Consider the following 23,479-nt stretch of genomic DNA (forward strand, 5'->3'; position numbering starts at 1 on the left):
AACTGACAACTGACAACTGACAACTGACAACTGTCAACTGTCAACTGTCAACTGTCAACTGTCAACTGTCAACTAACAACCGTAGTCAGTAGTCATTAGTCAGTAGTCATTAGTCATTAATCAATAGTCAGTAGTCAGTAGTCAGTAGTCATTAATCATTAATCATTAATCATTAATCATTAATCATTAATCATTAATCATTAATCATTAATCATTAGTCAGCAGTCAGTAGTCATTAATCATTAATCATTAATCATTAGTCAGCAGTCAGTAGTCCTTGGTTATTACTAAAAATCACCAACTAACAACTGACAACTGTCAACTACCAACTGACAACTGACAACTGACAACTGACAACTGTCAACTGTCAACTGTCAACTGTCAACTGTCAACTGTCAACTAACTATTGACACCTTTCCCAATAAATTCGAGCCACCTTATCCCCCGGATTTTGCCCCAAACAAGCCGCAAAAAGTCCCGCAGCTTCCCTAAAACTATTCATATTGTACAAAGACAAAGCCTCAGTAAATAGTTGCAGAGTCGCTAACTTCCCCGCTTTAACTTCCGGCAAATCCGCATCAAAAACTTCATAAACAGTCACCCATTCAGACTTACCCTTAACCTGAACTTTATCAATTACCCGAATTGCATAATCAGCAGGATTTGTCAAGCGATCGAAAGTCTGCTGAGTAATTAACAGCGACACCCCGTAATTCTTCGTCAAACTTTCAATGCGAGAAGCCAAATTAACCGCATCGCTAATCACAGTACCGTCCATCCGGCTTTTTCCGCCCACTATACCCAAAATCAAAGAACCAGTATTGATTCCCACCCCAATCTGAACCGGCACATAACCCAAAGAAGCGCGCTCTCGATTGTATTCAGCAAGAGTATGCAGCATAGCAATTCCGGCTTTCACAGCATCATCCGCCCCCTCACTAAACAAAGCCATAATTGCATCGCCAATATACTTATCAATAAACCCCTGATTTTCCACAATCAGCGGTTCCATTCGACTCAGATAAGAATTGATAAATTTGAAATTCTCTTCCGGTGTCATCTTTTCCGAGAGAGTAGTGAAATCGCGGATGTCAGAAAACAAAACTGACATTTCCAACTCCACCGCTTCTCCCAATTTAATATCAACAATACTATCACATCCCAAAAAAGCTAAAAACTCATTGGGTACAAAGCGACTTGTCGCCTCCGCAATTTCTAATTCTGCATCCAGTGAAAGTTCCAAATTGCAATTGACCTCAAAGAGATCCTCAATGAACTTTTTGCGTTCGGCCTCAGCTTCTTGGCGTTCCGTGATATCTTGAAAAGTGTTGATAGCATAAACAATATTTCCTTGTTGATCGTAGATGGGAGTAGCGAAGATTTCTAGGGGAATAATCTTATCCCCTTGATGAACTTCTGCATCGTCAGCCCTAGCACTTTCCCCCTTCAAGGCGCGCACGATGGGCAAATTCTCCGTAGGATACTTTTGATTGGTGCCTGCTTGATAGAGTTGATAAACCTCGGACAATTGCTTGGAACTGCTATCCGGTACAACTCCTTTACCCAATATCTCTTTTGCTTTCCGATTGATGTAGTAAGGTTCTCCGGCCGCATCCAGGACACCCACACCAATCGGCATTGCTTCCAAAAACTGTGTCAACCGATTTTCATCTTCGTGTAGTTTAGCAATGAGTACGGTTTGCTGGCTGTTTAACTCGGCAAACTCCTGATTTATTTGCTGGAGTTGGGCATTTTGTTCTGTCAGTTGTTTATCTTGAAGATAACTATTTAGCGCTTCTCTAATTGTCAATTTCAAGTCTTCAGATTGCCAAGGTTTGGTAATATAACGATATAAGTTTGCAGAGTTGATAGCATTGGCGATCGCCCCAATATCTGCTTGTCCTGTCAGCATAATTTTTATAGTTTTAGGCGAAATTATATGAGCCTGTTTCAACAGCTCATCTCCCTTCATATCAGGCATAATGTGGTCGGAAATAATTAAAGAAATTTCATCCCCCTCCTCTAGCAATTCTTCAATTAACTCTAATGCCTCTTGCCCACCTTCAGCAATTTCGATTATATAATCATTGCCAACAGCCTCTTGCAGTTCTGCTTTGAGGCTCCTGAGTACAGTTTTCTCATCATCAACACAGATAATTACCTGTTGGCTCATAGTTTAGATAAACCCGATTTAATAGTTTCTAGCAAATCGGATTCCAACCAAGGTTTAGATAAGCAACAATGAAGGTTGGCTAGTTTTTTTGCTCTTTCAATGGCTACTTCATCCGCTTGACCCGTCAGCAGAATTTTAATAACATGCGGGTATTCCTTGTGAATGCGGATTAGTAGCTCATCTCCCTTAATACCGGGCATTAACCAATCCGAAATAATCAGAATCACGTGGGTGTGTTCGTCAGAAAGTTCGCTGATTACATCTAAAGCCTCCTCAGCATCTTCGGCTGCTTCGTAGGTGTAGGCATTGCCAAATTCTGCTGCTAGCTGCGTCCGGAGACTGTCTAATACCATTCTCTCATCGTCAACGCACAAAATAACTGGTTTAGACATCTATTTTTTATCCTTTTTAATTGTTATTAGTAGCAAAGGTAGTCAAAGTAGTAAAGTGTATTAGTAGGCCCCATCTTATCTTAAGATGTCACAAGTCAACGGCTCGCCAAATCCTCTCCCCCTCCCCAGTCGCCGAAACCAACCAACTTATCTGCGTAGCACCTTAGCTGAGCATAACGCATCGTACTGCTGTTTTACATCTGTTTCCTGTTGAATCTGAGATATTGCACCATTCTCAATTAGCCGTAGGGGCGGGTTCGCCAACAGCCTTAAAGCTTGCAAATAGGTTCTATAAACCCGCCCGACCCCACGAAAAATCCTCTTATTGATATTGCTGCAAGATGTCAGTTGAATCGGAGTTAGGGGCCTCAAAACGTTTTATCTTTTGAAATCAATCCTCTCTATGGGGTAGATGGCAGCTTACGCGGAACCAAGTAAAACCCGACCTACTTACTGCTTTACATCGTTTGCGAACTCCTTGACCTGCTTATACAGCGATAATTGGCAGGAAAACATTAAATGTAGTTTTGCCCGGAATTGATTCGACTTCTATTTTTCCCTGATGCTTGTCAACAATCTTCTTCACAATATCTAGTCCCAATCCGCTGCCTTCTCCTGCGGGCTTAGTAGTAAAAAACGGGTCAAATATTTTCCCTTTTATTTCTTCTGGTATCCCCTGGCCGCTGTCGCTAATGCTAATCTTAGCCTGGTCATCTTGAGCCGTTAACTCAATTGTTAACGTGCCTCGATAATCCATTGCTTGCAAAGCATTGTGAATTAAATTCGTCCAAACTTGATTTAGTTCGTCTGGATAGCACAGTATCGGCGGGATTTCGGCATAGTTTTTGATGACCTCAACTCCCTGTTTGAGGAGATTTTGATACAGGGTTAAGATTGTTTCAATACCTTCTGTAATACTGGCTGCTGTTTTTGCGCCAGACTGTTCGTAGCGGGCATAAGTTTTCAAGGCAAAAACTACTTTTGATGCTCTATCTGTAGCTGTGTTGATAGTAGCAATACCTCTTTTTAATTCAGAAATTTTGTATGCTATTTCTAGGAGATGTAAACTATCATATCTTTGCAACAAAGGGACAAAGGTATCAATTTCATTATAAACGCCCATGATCGTTAGGCGATCGGCTACGGTATCGGCACTGTCAATTCCTAATTCTTCCAATTGGCTTCTCAAAGCTCTCTTCAATTTGCGTTCTTCTTTGGTTGATAAGCTTGCTTCTTGTTGGAGGGAACGCTGAAGTAAACTCAAGAAATTCTGTGCTTCTTCTGGGGAGAGAGATTGAAAAAGTGCGGGCAACTGTTCTAAAGTTTGATTCAAGAATTTAGAAACATTTCCTGCCGACGAGCGAATTGCACCCAGGGGAGTGTTAACTTCGTGGGCAACTCCGGCCACAAGTTGTCCTAAAGCTGCCATTTTTTCTGATTGAATCAATCCTTCTTGGGTAGCTTCGAGATTGCTTAAAGCTTGCGATAATTCTTGGGTGCGTTCTTCTACTTTTGCTTCTAAGTTGGCATAGAGTTGGGCATTTTCTATGGAGATGGCAGCTTGGGATGCTAAGATATTTAAGACTGCCAACCGATCGGGAGTAAAGGCATTTGTAACGAGAGTATTTTCTAAGTAAAGAATGGCGATCGCCTTTCCTTGATGTTGAATCGGCAGACACAAAACCGACTTTGGTTGATGCTGGATGATATAAGAGTCAGCAGCAAAGGTAGCCTCAGTCGTCGCATCATTAATTACCAAAGTTTCTTGGGTGCGCGAGACATAGTTAATAATCGCGAGCGGAATTTCGTTAGAGTCAACAACGGGAGTTGAGTGCAGGTTGCACGATTTACCGATCGCACATTGAGCCGCGACGAAGAAAGAATCTCTTTCTCTCAAAATCATAGCTCCTTTTTCTGCTCCCGCATTCTCAATCATCACTTGCATCAAAGTGGAGAGCAACTTATCGATGTTGATTTCTCCTGAAAGTGATTGAGATGCTTTGATTACTGTTGCCAAGTCCAGAACTTGTGAAACACCTGAACTGGTACTGGCCACAGTTTCCGTCATCATTTTGGCAAGTGTCTGACCTCTTTTTAAGCTCATTTCAGGGTAAAAAATAGGCGCAAGTAATTGGAGATAGCGCTTTTCTAAATCCTCAACTTTTGCCTGGGCGCCCCAGCGTGCATAGGCGTAGTAAGCATCAGTTAGGTAGACTTGGGCAATTTTTTCTTTTCCCCAGGCTAAATAGAATTTGGCTGCCAGCTCATTGCTAAGTGCTTCTTCGTTAATGTACTGATTTTCTTTAGCGAGTTTAATGGCGCGATCGTAATAATCCATCGCCTCCATATTTTGACCTAAAACTCGATGTCGTTCTGCTTCCACTAAATACCATTTATGCAAATAATTCATGGGAGCATTTTGCGCCCACTGATGCAGCGTGCTTTGATGGGTTTCCACCAGGGCAAGAATGGAAGCTTGCTCGGTTTCTGGCTGTGTGGGAAAAAGTGCCAGGTGGGTGAGGGCGGCATAAAAATGGAAAAGGGGAACAAAAATCGATCCCGATACTCCCATCAAATACTGTTTGACTTGGGTAATGTGGTCTAGGGCAGCCGTGTAATTGCCATAGCAGTAAGCAAGCAGCAGTTTGAAGATGTAGGCACAGGCGATCGCCGTAAATTCATTATCCTGATAGTGCTTGGGAATCATCACCGTTTCATCGTAGGCAGAGCCTATTAACAAATCCGGCCGCATATGGGTTTCCCTCAAGTTTTGCACCGTCTGCTGAACCATATCCAAATAAATCTGAGCAGAATATTGTTTCAACTGCGCCATAACAGCCCTGTAACCTGCTATTTCTGGTTCCCAAGTGTCTAGTTCTACCCCAGCGAATAAATGCGTATAAAAATAAATATATATGTTGTAGCCAGCGTCTACAAAGTCGCCAGTTTCCATGCCAGCCGTAAAGCCATCTTTCAGCGTCGGTATTGTTGCCAAAAGAGATTCTTGGCGATGCTGAATCCAGCCACCAAACAAAAGTAGAACTGTGGACTTGAGTTCCCGTACATTGAACCTATCGAGCAATGAGAGTGCCAATTGCCCAAAGCCATAGCCCGTTTCCACCTCTTGTAAAAAGGCACACAACACCATCCCGTGCATCGCATAACCCACCGTAGATGCGGGTGCATTCCCAAAGGAAAGCGATAAACTCACCATCGTGGAGCTCAGCAGGGGCAGCAAACCGGGCATTCCCTGGAAAATGGGTGGAAACAACATACCAGACAGTTGCATAGCTGCCTGAGTCTGTGGATTTGTCATCACAGGTAGGTCAACCAATTCCTCAATCTTTCTGCCGCCGAGGGGGCCGGCAAGGGCTTGTAGCGCTTTGCCAATCAAGGCTTCATCAGGTTCGGCAGGGAGTTCAATTCCCAATTGTAAGAGTGCCTCTCTTGCTACGGCGATCGTTTCTAACACCTTGCTCTGGGCTGTCTGAGCGGCAATTTTAATTTCGTAAATTTTAACTCTATCTAAAATTGTTTGGGCTTCTTGCAAAACCAGTCCTGCCATCTGTTCCATAGCATCAAAGTCAGCATTCAAATAGGCAGCTTCAGCGGCAGCAATATAGAGATTCAGGGTCAATTCATACTGAAGAAGCCAGCAGTTTGCCCTCAAGAGTTCAATCCCTGTTTGCAGATAGATATTTGCCGCAGCATAAGCAGTTGAAGCTTTAGCTTTACGTCCGGCAATTAAATTTAATTGAGCTAGTCGATCTCGCTCAGTCTGATACTCAATTAACTCCACCCCCATATTCAACTGGTTGACAATATCAAAAACTTTATCTTGTATTTCTGCTTCCGTAGGGGCGGTGCCCCCGTGCCCGCCCTTCCTCAATAGCAGTTGCCCAATTTCGAGATGGGTTGACTGTTTCTGGGATTCGGGAATCAGAAAATAGGCTGCTTGCTGCACTCGGTCATGTAAAAACTTGTAGGGAACCGATAACTCCGACGCTTGTGCAACTTCAACTGCTTCCGAGTCCTGAAAAAACTTGTAAACTTCAGTAATCGGAATAACTAATCCTTCTTGCAACGCTTTCCACAAATGGGCCGCTGTCTCACTCTGAGATTTTTTATGAACAATTGCCAGGGTTGCTAAGTCAAATTGGTTGCCAATACAAGCTGCAAGTTTCAGAACATTCTGGGTATCTATGGGCAATTTTTGCAACTGAATCGCCATAAACTCGACCACATCATCCGTAAAAGCTAGCGTCCTAACTTGGGAAATATCGCATTGCCAACCCCCGCTTGCTTCCCTTCGCCAAGGGGGGGGTGGGGGGGTAAAATCAAACTTAATTAACCCATCTTTATGAAGAAAATTGAGAAATTGAGTAGCAAAAAAAGGATTCCCTTTGGTTTTGGTAAAAATTAGTTCGGTCAGAGGAATCGCCCTTTCTGGTGGACAGGAAAGAGTATCGGCAATCAGGCAATTCAGGGAAGTTTTTTCGAGGGGTGCTAAAGTAATTTGGTTGACTGTTGCCGAGTTTTTGCGAATCTCATCCAAGCTCAGGATCAGTGGGTGTGCTGGAAAAACTTCATTATCCCGATACGCTCCCATTAACAACAAATAGCGGGTATTTGTCTCGCTCATTAACAATTGCATTAGCTTCAATGAAGCTGAGTCTGCCCACTGCAAATCATCCAAAAAAATTACTAAAGGATGCTCTTTTGTCGCTAAGACTCGGATGAAATTTTGCAATAATAGATTGAAGCGATTTTGAGCGGCAGTTCCCTCTAGTTCTGGCACTTCTGGCTGCTTGCCAATTAGTCGTTCTAATTCGGGGATGACATCGATAATGACTCGAGCATTCTCACCCAACGCCTCTAATATTTTGACCTGCAATTTCTGCACCTCGGCAGCACTTTCGGTAAGTAATTGTCGGATTAAATTCTGGAATGCTTGCACCCATGCCCAGAAGGGTATATCGCGCTTGAATTGGTCGAATTTACCTTTAATGAAGTAACCCCGTTGGCGGACAATGGGTTTGTGAACTTCGTTGACGACGGCAGTTTTACCAATGCCGGAAAAGCCCGCCACCAGCATGATTTCGCAAGTGCCTTCGCTGACGCGATCGAATGCTTCTAGTAGCGCCTTAATTTCAGTTTCTCTACCGTAGAGTTTTTCGGGAATGACGAAGCGATCGCAAATATCCCTATTCGCCAAGGCAAACTGGCTAATCTTCCCATTCTCTTGCCATTGCTGCCAGCAATTTTCTAAGTCGTACCGCAGTCCAAAAGCACTTTGATAGCGCGATTCGGGAGTTTTTACCATCATTTTCATAATGATGTTATTCAACACTGCCGGGATAGCTGGAATCAGATCGATCGGGGGTATTGGCATCTTAGCAATATGGCAGTGAACTAGTTCCATCGGATCGGTAGAGTTAAAGGGTAATTTCCCTGTTAGCAGTTGGTAAAATGTGACTCCTAATGAGTAAAAATCCGTGCGATAGTCAATCCCTCGATTCATCCTTCCGGTTTGTTCCGGGGACATATAAGCTAGTGTTCCTTCTAAGACGTTTGGATTTTGGATTTGTTGGTTTTCTCTGGGTAAAAAAGAGGAAATGCTGAAATCAATTAATTTAACTTCTTTAGTTTGAGGGTGAATGATAATATTCTGGGGCTTGATATCTTTGTGAATAATTCGGTTGTGATATAGTCCTTCTATGGTTTGGACAATCTGAATCGCGATGGGCATAAATTCATCGAGCGGTAGGGGCGAAGTATGGGGGGAGGAAACCTCAGAATTACTTAATCGGCGATCGCCCAAATTCTTCGCTTCAGCATTAGCAGTATACTCAGCAAGGGAAACACCGCCCACATCCTCCATTACCAGAGCAAAAGCATTGCGGTAGTTTAAGAGTGCAATGGGTTTGACAATTCCCGGAAGATCAAGATTTTTGGTAATGGTGTACTGATTCCGCAACTGCACCAGTTCGCTAACAGTGGGATACTCGCTCAATAGCAGTTTGATAATTACTTTTTGGTTTGAGTCAGAAAGTCCTCGATAAACCTGTGTTCTAGAGCCATTGTAGATTTTCTCAATGGTGCGATAGCCGGGAATTGTTAACAAATTATCAGTCATTCGATTTTAGATTTTAGATTTTAGATTTTAGATTTTAGAGGCCACCCCACGGATAAAATCGGGCGCGTGAGGATTTTAGATTTTAGATTTTGGATTGATTCCACGGATAAATCACGTGGCGGGTACCATCAAGAAATTCGCTTGTCATGCCCAAGAGGTTAAATAAAGATTCTATATAGCAATCCTAAATGAATTGTGTAATTGTTGTAGGGGCTCTCCCCACGCCCGGTTGCCCCGATCCGTCGGGGTAGGCACGGGGAGTAGGGGTAGCACTACCCCTACATATTTGTACAACTGATGCGAGGATTGCTATAGATGCTACCGGAGCCTGAAAATTATAAATTTGGGAAGAGACTAAGACAACTCTATTACTTAGCTCGTTTTCCTAACAAGTGATACACATTGTTCAGCCTGCACTAGCTGAAATTTTTAATCGGAAATTCTTGGTTTTTCAAATTTTATATAATCGCGCTGGAATTAGCTAAGTTTTTCACGGTTATTTTAAGATTTCCGACAAGGGCTAAATGATAATCGGTGAAAAGCCGATCGCCCGCAACGTTCCAAAGCTAACTTATGTTTAGCAGTACCATATCCTTTGTTATTTGTCAAGTCGTATTCAGGATACTTAACAGCCAAACGTACTATTAATTCATCGCGCCAAACTTTCGCCACAATACTAGCAGCCGCAATCTGAATCGATCGCGCATCACCCTTGATCATCGTCTCTTGCTCGATCGCCAAATTGGGAATCCTTTGATTCCCATCAACCAAACACAAATCCGGCGTCACCTTCAACTTCAAAATCGCCCGTTTCATCGCCAACAAAGAAGCCTGCAAAATATTGAGGCGATCGATCTCCCGCACCGAAGCCGCACCAATTTGACAGTCAACAGCCACAGCCCGGATTTTCACAGCTAACCGACTCCGGGCTGCGGCACTCAACTGCTTGCTGTCGCGCACCCCGCAACTTGCTAATTCATCGAGAACTTCGTCGGGCAAAATGCAGGCTGCTGCCACCACCGGCCCGAACAAAGCCCCTCGTCCGACTTCATCTACACCCGCAATTACCAGAGCGTTCGAGGGAGAGGGGGAAAGGGGAAGATGGAAAGATGGGAAGAGAGTAAAAATTTCTACTTCTTCCTTCTTCCCTCGAACCTCTGACTTCTTCCTTCTTCCCTCTGACTTCATATCACTCATCCACAACGGCTGACGAGCGGCGGCGGCGGCGACGGTTGATAGCAGGCTCCTCGGGTTCGCTGGGCTCGCTGGGTTGACTGGGTTCGATCGGCTCATAGGATTCGATCGGCTCATAGGATTCGATCGGCTCATAGGATTTGATCGGCTCATTAGATTCGATCGGCTCATTAGATTCGATCGGCTCATAGGATTCGCCCATCACATCGCTGGGTTCCTCAATCCGATCAAAATCATCAGTTTCGTCGATCGAACTGTCGCCATAAATTTGGACATCATCATCCTCATCATCATCCTCAGAAAAAACAGGCTCAACTACCGACCTTTCTGGATAATAATCCCGTTCCTCATCCTCAACATTCTGTGGAGGCGTAGTCGCTTCAAATTCAAATTCGAGCTGCTCGAAAGGCGGCTTGTTCGGGGCCGAACCCGGAAGAGTCACCGAAACGATCGCATTCTTAGGATTTTTCACACTGCGATCGGTAAGCACCAAAGGAGACACCCCCATCAGAGCATAAACATCCTGCTCCTCCGCCGTCATTTCCACCGAAATCACCTCTGGAGGCTCCACCATCGGCTTCATCAACTCAGACTTAGCCGGACGCACACGCTCGAAATCCTCGCGCCTGCCCACAGTCGCCATATTAACCAGCCCGAAGCCCTCCGAAGCCGCCCGGATGCCGGGGGGTGCTAGATACTCAGAGCGCGTATCCGCGACGGGCGCGCTCGAAGTATTCGGCAGCCGCAACTTGCTGCGTACCGGTTCCTCCTCCGCCGGGAGAGCAAAAGGCTCTTCGCCAATCCGGCGGCGGCGGCGTCGTCTAGTTCCGTTCCCCAAATCCTGATAGCTGGGATGGTTGAGCAAGTCCAAAGGCGATGCGTTGCTGCCGGTCTCAAAATCCAAACTTTCGCTTTGAGGTTCCCAAGCAGCCCGAGCAGGTTCGGGGGGGCGTTCTTCCCGCACTGGGACAGGATTTGCAGCCGCCACAGGCGTCAAGCTGCGGCGTTCCAACCCTTCGGGCAAATTCAATAAAACGCGGTTCGACGTAGCAACAGTGCGATCGGCCGATTCCCGCACCGCTGCGGCGAAGTCTTCTTCCCCTGGCAAGCGCACCAGATGACCCAACCCGCTGCAAGTAGGGCAACTGTGGCCGAACAACTCGTAAATATTTTGACCTTGGCGCTTGCGAGTCAGTTCTACCAGCCCCAATTCCGACAGTTGAGCGATTTGTGGTCGAGCTTTGTCAGCTTTGAGAGCTTTATTGAAATGTTCCAGCACCTGCAACTGATCGCGGCGGGATTCCATGTCAATAAAGTCAACAATAATCACCCCAGCAATATTGCGTAACCGCAGTTGTCTAGCAATTTCCGTGGCTGCTTCGCAATTTGTCCAGAGTACCGTTTCCCGAGCCGTCGCCGATCGAGTAAACGAGCCAGAGTTGACATCAATCACCGTCAGCGCCTCAGTCGGCTCGATAATCACATAACCACCCGAAGGCAAATCAACCCTTGGTCTGAGGGCTTCTCGAATCGCAGCGTTAACCCGGAAAAATTCTAAAATCGAGGCGCGCTCTCGGTGGTGGTCGATCAAAACTCCCGCAGGAAGTTTACCACCGTTCCAGCTCATCAACTGCTGCTTCACCCGCTTAATTCCATTTTGCGAGTCCACCACAATCCGATTCACGTCACCGCTGAACATATCTCGCAGCACCCGCTGGATAAAATCGTCATCCCGGTTGAGCAGTGCCGGCGCCCGCGAAGTACCGCCTTCGAGTTGAACAGCTTCCCACTGTTTTTGGAGCACTTCCAAATCTTCCATGATGGCTTCTTCAGTCATCCCTTCAGCTTCAGTGCGTACCAGCAGCCCCATCCCGGCCGGTTTCACCAAAATAGCCAGGGCTCTGAGGCGGTTGCGCTCGGCTTCCGACTTGATCCGCCGCGAGAGATTGACTCCCCTGCCGTAGGGCATCAGTACCAAATAGCGGCCCGGCAGGGTAATGTTGCCTGTCAGCCGGGGGCCTTTGCTGCCCGTCGGTTCTTTCATTACCTGTACCACCACTTTCTGCTGGGGGGTCAGGAGTTCTGTAATTGCTCCTGCCGAGCGTTTAAGGCGCAGCGGGCCGAGGTCTGTGACGTGCATAAACCCGTTACGTTCTGGATCGCCAATATTGACGAAGGCCGCATCTATCCCAGGGAGTACATTTTCAACAATTCCCAAGTAAATGTCACTGACTTGGTGGCTGCCTGTGGCTACCACAAGTTCTTGGATTTGATCTTCTGAAAATACGGCAGCAATGCGATGCTGCTCTGCTATAACTATCTGCTTTGTCATTCAATTTCCTCAAAAAACTGGCAGCAAGTTAGAGACACTTACGCACTCATAGTGCCTCTGACTTAGACTGTAATTAGTAGTAGCTTGAAGAGTTATTAGCTGTGAGTTGGTGCAGGGTGGAAGGAAAGTTAACTGTTGACCGTTCACTGTTAACTGTTGACTGTTCACTGTTAACTGTTACAGATAAAGTAGTTAAACCCGCCCGTACAGAGTTATGAGTTATGCTCAGCAGATAAATCTGAGAGATAGAAATAAGGAGGCTTTTATCGAGTTAGCAATATTGAGATTTGAGTAGACAATTGCGACATCAATACTCAAAATTCAACACTTACAACTCTTCCTTTGAACGAGCGCGAATAAATTCATTGACACCGTACCAATTTCTTAACACACAACTTAACACTACGAACTGATAACTCCGCTTGCGTGGTGGTAGAGGGCTGGTTTTGAGCGAAAGTAGGTAGGAGTGAAAGCGTAAGGACTTTTGTTGAATTCTTGCGCGATCGCACTCAACATACCCCAGCTTGGCATTCGACTGCAACCTCCGCCCCTGCCAACCCTAAAACCTCGTCAGTCGATTTTAGATTTTAGATTTTAGATTTTAGATTTACTCCACAGATGAATCTGGGAGATTGAAATTTAGTCTAAAATCTAAAATTTTGATTTTCCACGAATTAAGTCGGGGGCTTATCTCCGTTTTTTGACGGGTCAGTCGATTTTAGATTTTAGATTTTAGATTTTAGATTTTAGATTTACTCCACAGATGAATCTGGGACATTGAACTAGAGTCTAAAATCTAAAATTTTTGGTTCTCTCCGACTTAAGTCGGGGGCTTATTTCCGTTTTTTGACGGGTCAGTCGATTTTAGATTTTAGATTTTAGATTTACTCCACAGATGAATCTGGGAGATTGAACTAGAGTCTAAAATCTAAAATTTTTGGTTCTTCACCACTTAAGTCGGGGGCTTATCTGCGTTTTTTGACGGGTCAGTCGATTTTAGATTTTAGATTTTAGATTTTAGATTTACTCCACAGATAAATCTGGGAGCTGGAACTTTAATCTAAAATCTAAAATTTTTGGTTCTCCACGACTTAAGTCGGGGGCTTATCTCCGTTTTTTGACCCGCCAAAAACATCTATTGTTGAATACCCGCTCTGCGGTTTGAACCGTGAGATTTTTGAATAAGCCGACCACCGACAACCAGTCGATCGATCGAAATTAATCGCTAAATTTGGTTCAGACCCCGCTCCTGCAGGTTTGGCGCTAGATTTAGCCCGTGAATGTACAACAAAAAGGCTTGAAGTCTTGAACAGAAGCAAATTGCACCCAGCCCGCGTTGCTGGTTGACGAGGGCGGCGAGCGACTAAAGCGCTCGAGCCACCGCGGCTTCCATAACAAGCGATTATAGCGTGAAACGACACATCCCGATCGAGAGCCGAAGGTAAAAAATTCCACCACGGCTTCCCTATCTTAACCATAACCTAGGATTAGCTGACTACGCTCAACCTGCAGAATCTGAATTTCCTGCTGGCTAACTTGTTCGAGCATGAAAACAATATGTTCTGGCTTTAGCAAGTTGCCATCGCTGCGACAACTGCCGGTAAAGCGCAAGACGGCTCTACCTTCGGATGTACCACTCCTAGCAGAGGTGCTGCTGTCTGGTTTGTGATCTACAAGTTCTAGTTTGTGCAGTCGATCGCGCAAATTGACATCCTGCGTCTTTCCAGACTTAGTAGTATGCACCCGCCAAAAAGCCTCGGTTTCGGCGATCGTCTTGACCCAAGCTTCCCAGTTGGCATCAGGAGCCACGGAGACAGGAGCAGCATTTTCCCCGCCTAATTGGCCATTTTCTGTCAACGAGCCTGCGGAAGCCACAGTAATCACGTACTCCGCTGCTTCTAACAACTGACTGGCAGAAGGAGCCTTGAGATCGATCGACTCAACCTTGTAAATCGGAATATTTTCCGGCAGCTTCGCGGCCAACTTTTCCCGAAAACTCTCAATATCGATCGACTCAGTGAGCTCAAAGTCGGCAATTTCCCCAGTGCTGGTAACACCCAGAGGCAGAGCATTTGCCAGAGAAATCCGAGGGTTCGGGTGAAACCCGCCGGTAAACGAAATCGGCAAATCGGCTCTGCGGACTACTCGATCGAACAATCGGATCAAATCCAAATGACCAACCAAAGCCATATCGCCCACCTTCCCGAACCAAACCCGCAAACGCTGTTTCCGCTCCGTATTCGGGACAAACTCCCCAGCAAACTCAGGAATTGGCAGCGCATCCACAACCACATTGTGTCCGAAATCAGTGCCACAAACCCCACAGCGCGAACACCCTTCAAAGGAACAGTCGGGAACCGTCGCTGCTTCCAAAGCCTTTTGCAAGTCAATTTTCAGCCAGTTTTTGTCGATTCCCGTATCTAAATGATCCCAAGGCAAAGGTTGATCCAGTAGGGGCGGTGCCCCCGTGCCCGCCCCCGCTGGTAGGGGCGGTGCCCCCGTGCCCGCCCCCGCTGGTAGGGGCGGTGCCCCCGTGCCCGCCCCCGCCGTCAAATTCATCCGTGTATCCGTGTCCGCATCCGTGTCGTGCTCCTCTTCCTTCTCAAAAAGATTCCACTCACCGCTTTCGACTTGGCGGTATTTCCAGGTAAGGCCCGACTCATCTATCGCCTGAGTCCAAGCTTTGTAAGCCTGATCCAAGCTTTCCCACCACGCATCCATACCCGCGCCAAGTTCCCAAGCGCGACGGACTACAGCGCCCAAACGTCGATCGCCCCGTCCGACAAAATCCTCCATTGCCGAAATCCGCACATCAGTGTAATTCACCTTGACGCCCCGCATCCCCCGAAACTCTTCCTTCAGGAGTTTTTGCTTGCGGGAAAACTCAGCAGTAGAAACCGAGTGCCACTGAAAAGGAGTGTGAGGCTTAGGCGTAAAATTAGAAATTGTCAAGTTAAAAGTCAGTCCCCGCCTGCCATTTATCCTGCATTCCCTGTGCAGCCAGCGGACTGTTTCGGCGATGCCGAGAACATCAAAATCTGTTTCTCCGGGCAAACCGATCATAAAATACAGCTTGATTTTATCCCAGCCGCGATCGACCGCAGTTTTGACACCCCGAAGCAATTCTTCGTTTGTCAAACCTTTGTTAACGATGTCGCGCATCCGCTGAGTACCAGCTTCCGGGGCAAAAGTCAAACCGCCTTGTCGCGTACCGCCGAGAATGTCGGCAATATTATCGTCAAATCTGTCAACTCGCTGGCTGGGTAGAGACAGAGAGATATTTTTATCTTTCAGGCGATTTTTGATTTCCATCCCGACTGCTGGGAGTGCCAGATAGTCGGAACAACTCAGGGAAAGCAGGGAAAACTCGCTGTGCCCGGTGGCTTGCATCCCCTGTTCGATCGCCTCTACGACTTGCTGCGGTTCGACATCGCGCGCGGGGCGAGTCAGCATTCCCGGCTGACAGAAGCGACACCCGCGGGTGCATCCCCGGCGGATTTCTACTGTCAGTCTGTCGTGTACTGTCTGGACGTAGGGAACCAGCCCGATCGAATAAGCTGGTATCGGAGTCGCCACGCGGCGCAGAATTCGTTCTGGAACTTGCGGGCGGTTGGGATGAACAGAACCGTCGGCCGCCATATCGTAGAATTGCGGGACGTAGACACCGGGAATTTGCGCTAAATCCAGCAGCAATGCTTCTCGGCTCAAATTATTTGTTTTGCCTTCTGCCAAAATCAAGCCAATTTCTGGCAGCAACTCTTCTCCATCTCCCAAAGCGATGAAGTCAAAAAAGTCCGCGTAGGGTTCGGGGTTGGAAGTTGCCGTTTGCCCGCCAGCAAAAATCAGCGGCATTTGACCGTTTTGGGGATTGGTCGCTCTTTCTTGCCAAGTTAGGGGAATGCCGGCTAAATCCAGCATTTCCAGAATGTTTGTTGCTCCCAGTTCGTAGCTGAGGCTGAAGCCCAGAATATCAAATTCTGTGAGCGATCGCCTTGATTCTACGGCAAACAGGGGAGTTTTGGTCGATCGCAGTTTTGCTGCCAAGTCGGCGGCGGGCAAATAAGCCCGATCGCACAACTGCCTCGGCACAGCGTTCAAAATGTTGTAAAGGATGATGTGCCCCAGATTGGAAGCACCAACTTCATAAACTTCTGGGTAAGTGAGAACCCAGCGCACAGACGCCGCGTCCCAAGGCTTGTGCGTAGCCCCCAATTCGTTTCCCAGATAACGAGCAGGCTGATTAATCTCTGCTGTAAGTAATTCTTCGACTTTTACTGCCACGGCTCGACTCGCTAAATAGTTGCGACTCTTAAGCAGCCTACCTTAAAATCTGCCAACACGCCAACGACAGTCGTCTGTCTTTTCGGCCATTTAACCGAATTTGCTGTGTTTTGTTGCCTGTTCTCGTCGATGAGGAGGCTCTATCAGTGTTGTTTTACGCAGGAGTTTTGGACATCAAAGCTATCGACATTTTCAAATATCTCAAAAACTCGATCGAGTTGGCTGAGTTCCAGAATCATCTTAATCCCAGGGGATACCGAGCAAAGACTAAACCTGCGCCCCATTTTTTTCGCCTGCTTGAGGCCAGAGACCAAAGCCATCAAACCGGCACTGTCAATAAATTTTACTTCGGCCAAATCTACGACTACCGCTACAACCCCGGGGGCTGCAATTGCTGTCATTAGTTGTACGTCGAATTCTTCGCAGGTGGCTGCATTCAGGTAGTCTAGGGGTCGAATCACCGTAATTGGTTTATGGGCAAGAAGTGTCTGCATATGTCAAACCTATGATTGCTACGTATTCTCAACTACTGCGCTGGACGGATGTAAGCCTAAACCTACTTGATTACTTTGAGCCTAACTTATTCTGAGGCCAACTGACCAGTTGTTTTCAGTGATTTTACTGAATCTTTATTTATTGACTCTTTTTTATGAAATTTTGCGTAAGATTTGGGGATGAAACGTAAGCTACTATACTATTTTTTATAGGTACCAGCGGGTTTAGTCTTGGTAACTATAAAAATTGCGATCGACTTTGCCCTAGCTGTTAGATAAAACTGAACAAGGTAATTTAAATCACTTATTAGTTCTGATCTAGATCACCTGTTTGCTCGACAGTTCAGAGGAAAATTAAACAGTACGGAGTTCTCCGACTTACTATGCAAGCAACTCATGCTATTCGTCAACTTGTAGAAAAAGCCCTCTACATTAAGCAGTTGACGCCTGACATTGAAAACGAAATCAATTACGAGCTCACCCGTTTGGGGTACATCTCGGATATTGATTATGAGGCTTTAGAGTTATTAATGGATGAAATGGATGCCGGCCGGGTGCAATTGGTATCTAGTCGTCGATAGTGGGAATCGGGCGGCGAGTCCACATCCAAGAACGAAAAAATCATTGCACGGCGGGCAATAGAGGAGTGTTATAAGCATTTACGCCGACCGAATATTTTTCTAATGAAGCATCTCGTTGCTGAACTTGATATTTGAGGAGATACTGTTAAGGGCGATCGTCCCTGCACCTACGATCAAAAGCTAAAAACTTTGACTTAAATTAAATCTATAACTTTTGGGGTATGACAAATTAGGTTAATTGTGATTAACTCTCTGGCTTAATGAAGCACCCAGTTGTGAACTTGATATTTGATGAGAGACTTTTAAGGGCGATCGTCCCTGAACCTCATACAATTTTAGATTTTAGGTTTGAGATTTGAGATTTGAGAAATCGTAATACTGATGACGATCGGGGTTGGGAACTTGTCTACAGTTGCATTCCTTTGAGAAACTGCTATCAGTATCAAAAACTACACACTGTGATCTAAATTAAATTTATAACTTTTGGGACTTGACAAATTAGCTCTAAGTCGAGCTAATACTAAAAAAAGTTTTTCGGCAGGATTAGGACTAAGGGCAACTCTCACCAATAAAGCTTAAATTTTAAGTAAGTAGTAGGACACAATTAATTACACAAAAATTTGGGCTACAAGCCTTGTCTAGTAAAGAATCAGCAAAAAATCAGTGTGTAATTAATTCTGTCCAATTACTTATCTAGTGCCAGTTGGCCTTAGTCCTAAGAATTATCCGATCGCTCGAATGCAAGAAAATTGATGTGTAGTAACGACATCTGTCATCGCGGAGTCAATCTAAAATCTAAAATCTAAAATCTAAAATCGTTCCATCGCGTCGCCAAACTTGCCACCACCGCCACCAACTCAGCAGGCTCGATCGGCTTGGGCACGTAAATTTGAAAACCTTGCTGCAGTGCCCGTATCCGTTCCTCTACCCTACCAACCGCCGTGAACGCCAACGCCGGAATTTCCCTGTCCGCCATCCGCGCTCGCACTTGCCGCAGCAAAGCCTCTCCATCAGGGGCCTGCATCTCGATATCGATCGCCAACACATCCGGATTCAGCCTTTCAATCGCCTCCAGGGCTTCGATTCCCGACCTAGCGGTCTCCACCAATGCCCCGCAATCTTCGAGCACTGTACAGGTAAAATCGAGGGAATCCGCGTCGATATCGACCACCAACACCCGCACTCCCGAAAGATTGCTGCTGACAAAAGCCTCCTTTACAGCGGCTGGCGTCTGGCTTTGAGGAACCCCAAACTCCCCCGGCCCGGAAACAGAAAATCCGCCGTCGCCACGCGGCTGTTTAATTGGCAATCTCACCAAAAAGCTCGCTCCCTGTCCCTTCCCAGCCGATGCCGCTTGCACCGTCCCCCCGTGCATTTCCACAAAATGCCGCACTAGCGCCAAACCCAAACCCAATCCGTTGTACGATCGCCTTATAGAGCTGTCAGCTTGGCTGAAGCGCTCGAAAACGTGGGGCAAAAACTCTTCTGAAATCCCTTGTCCCGTGTCGCTAACCTCAATTTCGACACTAGCGGGCGACAAATTTTTACAGCAAGCGGATTCCTCACGGGTCATCGTCCCCTCCACCTTCCGCACCGCCACCCTCACCTGTCCCCCATCGGGAGTAAACTTAATCGCATTCGACAGCAAATTCCACGCCACCTGTTGCAAGCGGCCGGCATCGCCACAAATCCGCCCCACAGTTGGGTCGAAATCCGTCACAATTTCAATATTTTTTGCCCCAATCGCGGGCGCGAGAGTCTTTATCGCAGCCTCAACAGTCGAAATCACATCCACCCACCGCAAATTCAGCGACAGTTTCCCGGTAATAATCTGCGACACGTCCAGCAAATCGTCGATCAGAGTTGCCAGCGAGCGCGTATTGCGGTCGATCGTTTCCAGAGCGCGAACAGTCGTTTTTTCGTCAAACTTGCGGTTTCGCAACAGTTGTGCCCATCCCAGCATCGCATTCAGCGGCGTCCGCAATTCGTGGGACAAAGTTCCAAGAAACTCGTCTTTAATCCGGTTCGCCCGCGCCAATTCCTCGGCTCGATCGTGCAGTTCTCTTTCCAACTGCTTGCCAACCGTCAAATCTAGAATAAAAGCCACAGATTCTTGTCGCTTTTGCGCCAGCAAAACATATCCGATCAGCACCGGAATCCGGCTACCGTCTCTCCTCCAGAATTCCTTTTCGTAGGGAGTGCAAACTCCCGTTTCTTGTGCCTCTGCAATCCCCTTCTCGTCGAGAGATCGGTACTCCTCCGCCGTGATCTCAATCCAGTTTAATTCCCCGCGCTGCAACTGTTCCCGCGTGTAACCAACTATCCGCAAAAATTCATCGTTGGCCTCCATGATACGGCCGTTAACATCCCCGAACATAATGCCGATCAAGTTAGCTTCGACCAACATTCGCAGCTTTTCTTCGCTAGCTTTGAATGCAGCTTCTGCTTGCTTGCGATCGCTAACGTCTTGGATGTAAGCCGACAAACCAGAATCGGAAGGATAAAAACGCACCTTCAACCACTTATTCCATAGCGGCACGAATTCTTCATACTCGATTGTTACCTTTTCTGCTACTGCTTTGGTCGCCATTTGGTAAAACTGTAAATCGACAGCCCAGGGAAATATTTCCCAAACCTTTTTACCGATGAGTTCTACTTTTGGTCTGCCTAAAAGCTCAATAGCTTGGTGGTTGACATAGGTATAGTTCCAATTTAAATCTACTGCGATAAAAGCATCGGTAATGCTTTCGAGAATGTTAGTAACTTGAGCGTTTGCCGATAGCAGCGCTTTAGCTGTTTCTTCTGCTTGCAACCTCGCTGCTTGTTCGCGCTCCAAAGCTGCAGCGCGTTCTTGTTCTGCCTGTTTTCGATCGCTAATATCGATGTAAGAACCGATGTAACCTGCAAAAGTGCGATCGGGCCTGTACCGGGGTACGCCAGTACCCAAAACCCAGCGATATTCCCCGTCATAGCGTCTCAGGCGGCATTCGAGCCGGTACTCGCTGCCAGCGTCGAAGGCTTTTTGATAAATATCCAGACATTCTGGCAAGTCATCTGGGTGTAAGCTTTCCATCCAACCCGTGCCCATTTCTTGCGCCAAAGTTCTACCGGTAAACTCCAGCCAAACTTTGTTAAAGTAATCGCCAAGTTGGTCAGTGTCCGACATCCAAATCATTACCGGCGCGGTATCTGCCATAATCCGAAATCGAGCTTCGCTTTCCTGCTGCTGTGCTTCGGCTTGCTTGCGCTCGTTCCGTTCTTGAACTTCCCGCAGGGCCCGCTCAATCGACGGCACCAGGCGTATCAAACGGCGTTTGAGAACATAATCAGTAGCGCCGCTTTTCAAAGTTTCGATTGCCACTTCCTCGCCCAAAGTAGCCGAAACAAAAATAAACGGCACTCCCGGACAAGTAGTGTGGGCGATTTCCAGCGCCGCTATCCCGTTAAAACAAGGCAGCATATAATCTGCCAAAATAATGTCAAAACGTTGTTTTTCCAGCGCCGCGGCAAAGTCTTCTCGATTTTCCACACACACCAGAGAAAATTCGAGCCCGCCATCCATTAGATATGCCTCAATCAGTTCGGCATCTAGGGGACTGTCTTCTACTAAGAGGATATTGAGCGTTTTCACAAAAATTCCTTTTACTTAAATATTAATTATCGGATAGAAAATTTGATCGGGCTGCGGCTTTAAGTGAAGCACAAAAAAGTCTTGGGTTTTGAATCGCATAAAAAAATGTAAAAATCAATTGGTTTCATGAGTTGAGCATTCATATCTCAATTTTAAATTCTAATCAAGGGGAGCATCTCATATTTGTAAAAATACTTCTTCTGGCTCCTTTCTTCTGACTCTTTCCTCGCACCAAGAGAGCCTCAAAACTCCAAGTTCTAGCTTGGCTGCTTTCATTGAGATGCTCCCTAACCAAGTCTATTGCTGCTTGCCGCGAGGTGAATCCCCGCTCTGACTTGATTTGCTAGTACGCTTGTTTTTCCTTAACTTTCGTCTGCTTCCTTGGAATCGGCACCGCTGGAGTCTTGCTTCTATGCAGCAGTTTAGCTATACCCTGTTGAACAAATAGTTTCGCGCTTCTGGCTATAAACAACTAGCTATCTAGTAATTTATCTCGCTTGCTACTAACTACTGCTACCTCGTTTGGTAGATTATTTTGTTTTGTAGTGATGCCCGGAGTTAATTCTATATTGCTTTGTCGCTCCTCTCAAGCTGGAATTCGCTGGAATCCTGCCCTTATTTCCTGAAGCTCGATCGATCCTGTCAAAAAAAGTCAAAGTTGCTGGTCTGTCTGCTTTACTTTTTCCCGGATTTGCCTCCCATGCAACAGTTGCAACCGATCCCACAGTTGGCTTATCGAGCGCTCTCCCCCATCAAAAATTACCACTCATCAACTAATAACACTGGGCACGCTGCATCTATCTAAAGATAGTTTTTTGCATAGACACTGAACTCAACCTGCAGAGATTCCCCTGAATTCGGTAAAACGAAGTGCCACCCCGCCGAAAATCTGAGAAAGCTCGATCGACCAATTAATTTCCGATACAAATCACAGAAAATTTTATTTGGACTCGCTACACTTCGACTCCCAGGCTGGCTCTGACTACGAATGTCTTGAGGGTACTCGCCACGTGATTTATCCGTGGAATCAATCGAAAGCATCTCAAATCTAAAATCCTCAAGCCCCCGCATTTATCCGTGGGGTCAATTCTAAAATCTAAAATCTAAAATCTAAAATCTAAAATCTAAAATCGATTGACCGATCGGCTTATTGATTGAACTGACCCAAAATGTCTTAAAATATACCATACGGTGAGCTGCTGCACAGCCCGCATATATTAAAATCAAGCGCCAACTTGCAATAATTCTTTAAAATAGAGGTACAGCACCGGCGATCCCTAACTCTTCCCCCTAAGAAAGGGTAGAGTTTAGCAGAATTGAAGACGATCGTCTATGGTGACTTCCAGTAAAGCCCGTGCAGTTGCTTTAGTCTCAGCTTTATTCAGGTTATTGGGAACCAGTTACGAGGAGATTTGACCCGCCGTGCTCCAACGCATCAAACAAGACTTAAAAAACGACCTGATCGCAGGACTATTGGTAGTGATACCCTTAGCTACCACCATCTGGCTGACAATTACCGTCGCCAGTTGGGTGATCAATTTTCTCACCAAAATTCCCAAGCAGATCAACCCTTTTGACGGACTCCACCCGATTTTGGTGAATCTGCTAAATCTTTTAGTAGGGCTGGCTGTACCCCTGCTGAGCATTTTAGTCATCGGTTTAATGGCCCGCAACATTTTCGGCAAGTGGCTGCTAGATTTTGGCGAACGGCTGTTGCAGGCAATTCCCCTAGCCGGTTCGGTTTACAAAACCCTCAAACAACTGCTGGGAACCCTCCTCAAATCAAACGACAAATTTCGCCGCGTGGTGTTAGTGGAATATCCCCGGCGGGGAATCTGGACTTTAGCATTTGTGACCGGTACGATCGAGAGTAACGACATCCCACCTCACCTTTCCGGTGAAACCCCCATCGGCATTTTCATCCCCACCACTCCCAACCCCACCACCGGATGGTACGCTATAGTGCCGGAAGCAGATTTAGTCAATTTGTCAATGTCGATCGAAGATGCCTTTAAAGTCATCATCTCCGGCGGCATCGTCAACCCCAGCAACTCAGTTCCAGTAAACCCCGAAAACATCAAGGGCAAAACACTCGAACCCTTGGTATCCGAATCAAGATACCAGGCTGTCCCAGTCGAAGAAGATTGAACCAAGACATCTTTAGTGGCCCTTCAGTTGACAGTTGACAGTTGACAGTTGACAGTTGACAGTTGACAGTTGACAGTTGACAGTTGACAGTTGACAGTTGACAGTTGACAGTTGACA

Annotated in this window: 11 protein-coding genes; 2 read left to right on the forward strand and 9 right to left on the reverse strand. The window is 46.3% G+C overall.

From position 1 onward, the window contains the following. Positions 1-403: 403 nt before the first annotated feature. From QUA16_RS03770 to QUA16_RS03805, 8 genes are all read right to left on the reverse strand, one after another. Positions 404-2,173: an adenylate/guanylate cyclase domain-containing protein gene (locus QUA16_RS03770; RefSeq protein ID WP_333102982.1), complete on the reverse strand. Its 1,770-nt coding sequence runs from the start codon at positions 2,171-2,173 to the stop codon at positions 404-406. Then, positions 2,170-2,565, reverse strand: a complete 396-nt coding sequence (locus QUA16_RS03775) for a response regulator (protein WP_333102983.1) — start codon at positions 2,563-2,565, stop codon at positions 2,170-2,172. The genes QUA16_RS03770 and QUA16_RS03775 overlap by 4 nt, the downstream gene beginning before the upstream one ends. 487 nt (positions 2,566-3,052) lie before the next feature. Next, positions 3,053-8,701 (reverse strand): AAA family ATPase, encoded by a 5,649-nt coding sequence (locus QUA16_RS03780; protein WP_333102984.1) that lies wholly within the window; start codon positions 8,699-8,701, stop codon positions 3,053-3,055. A gap of 501 nt (positions 8,702-9,202) precedes the next feature. After that, on the reverse strand, positions 9,203-9,889 hold the full coding sequence (locus tag QUA16_RS03785) for a ribonuclease HII (RefSeq protein WP_333102985.1): 687 nt from the start codon (positions 9,887-9,889) through the stop codon (positions 9,203-9,205). A 1-nt stretch (position 9,890) separates the two neighbouring features. Continuing rightward, positions 9,891-12,227, reverse strand: a complete 2,337-nt coding sequence (locus tag QUA16_RS03790) for an Rne/Rng family ribonuclease (RefSeq protein ID WP_333102986.1) — start codon at positions 12,225-12,227, stop codon at positions 9,891-9,893. Positions 12,228-12,629: 402 nt separating this feature from the next. Beyond that, positions 12,630-12,758, reverse strand: a complete 129-nt coding sequence (locus QUA16_RS03795) for a hypothetical protein (RefSeq protein WP_333102987.1) — start codon at positions 12,756-12,758, stop codon at positions 12,630-12,632. 939 nt (positions 12,759-13,697) lie between these two features. Next, positions 13,698-16,508: a TIGR03960 family B12-binding radical SAM protein gene (locus QUA16_RS03800; RefSeq protein ID WP_333102988.1), complete on the reverse strand. Its 2,811-nt coding sequence runs from the start codon at positions 16,506-16,508 to the stop codon at positions 13,698-13,700. A 143-nt stretch (positions 16,509-16,651) separates the two neighbouring features. Beyond that, positions 16,652-17,002: an STAS domain-containing protein gene (locus QUA16_RS03805; RefSeq protein ID WP_333102989.1), complete on the reverse strand. Its 351-nt coding sequence runs from the start codon at positions 17,000-17,002 to the stop codon at positions 16,652-16,654. A gap of 383 nt (positions 17,003-17,385) precedes the next feature. On the opposite strand from QUA16_RS03805, the gene QUA16_RS03810 reads away from it, so the two are divergent. Next, complete coding sequence (locus QUA16_RS03810) at positions 17,386-17,583, forward strand: hypothetical protein (protein WP_015176637.1); 198 nt, start codon at positions 17,386-17,388, stop codon at positions 17,581-17,583. A gap of 802 nt (positions 17,584-18,385) precedes the next feature. Here QUA16_RS03810 and QUA16_RS03815 read toward each other — a convergent pair. Beyond that, on the reverse strand, positions 18,386-21,214 hold the full coding sequence (locus tag QUA16_RS03815; RefSeq protein ID WP_333102990.1) for a PAS domain S-box protein: 2,829 nt from the start codon (positions 21,212-21,214) through the stop codon (positions 18,386-18,388). 1,422 nt (positions 21,215-22,636) lie between these two features. Here QUA16_RS03815 and QUA16_RS03820 point away from each other — a divergent pair. Next, the gene (locus QUA16_RS03820; protein WP_333102991.1) at positions 22,637-23,362 is read left to right on the forward strand and encodes a DUF502 domain-containing protein; all 726 of its coding nucleotides are present in this window, start codon (positions 22,637-22,639) and stop codon (positions 23,360-23,362) included. The last annotated feature ends 117 nt before the right edge of the window (positions 23,363-23,479 follow it).

It is taken from the genome of Microcoleus sp. S13_C3 (genome assembly GCF_036700905.1).
Lineage (GTDB): Bacteria > Cyanobacteriota > Cyanobacteriia > Cyanobacteriales > Microcoleaceae > Microcoleus.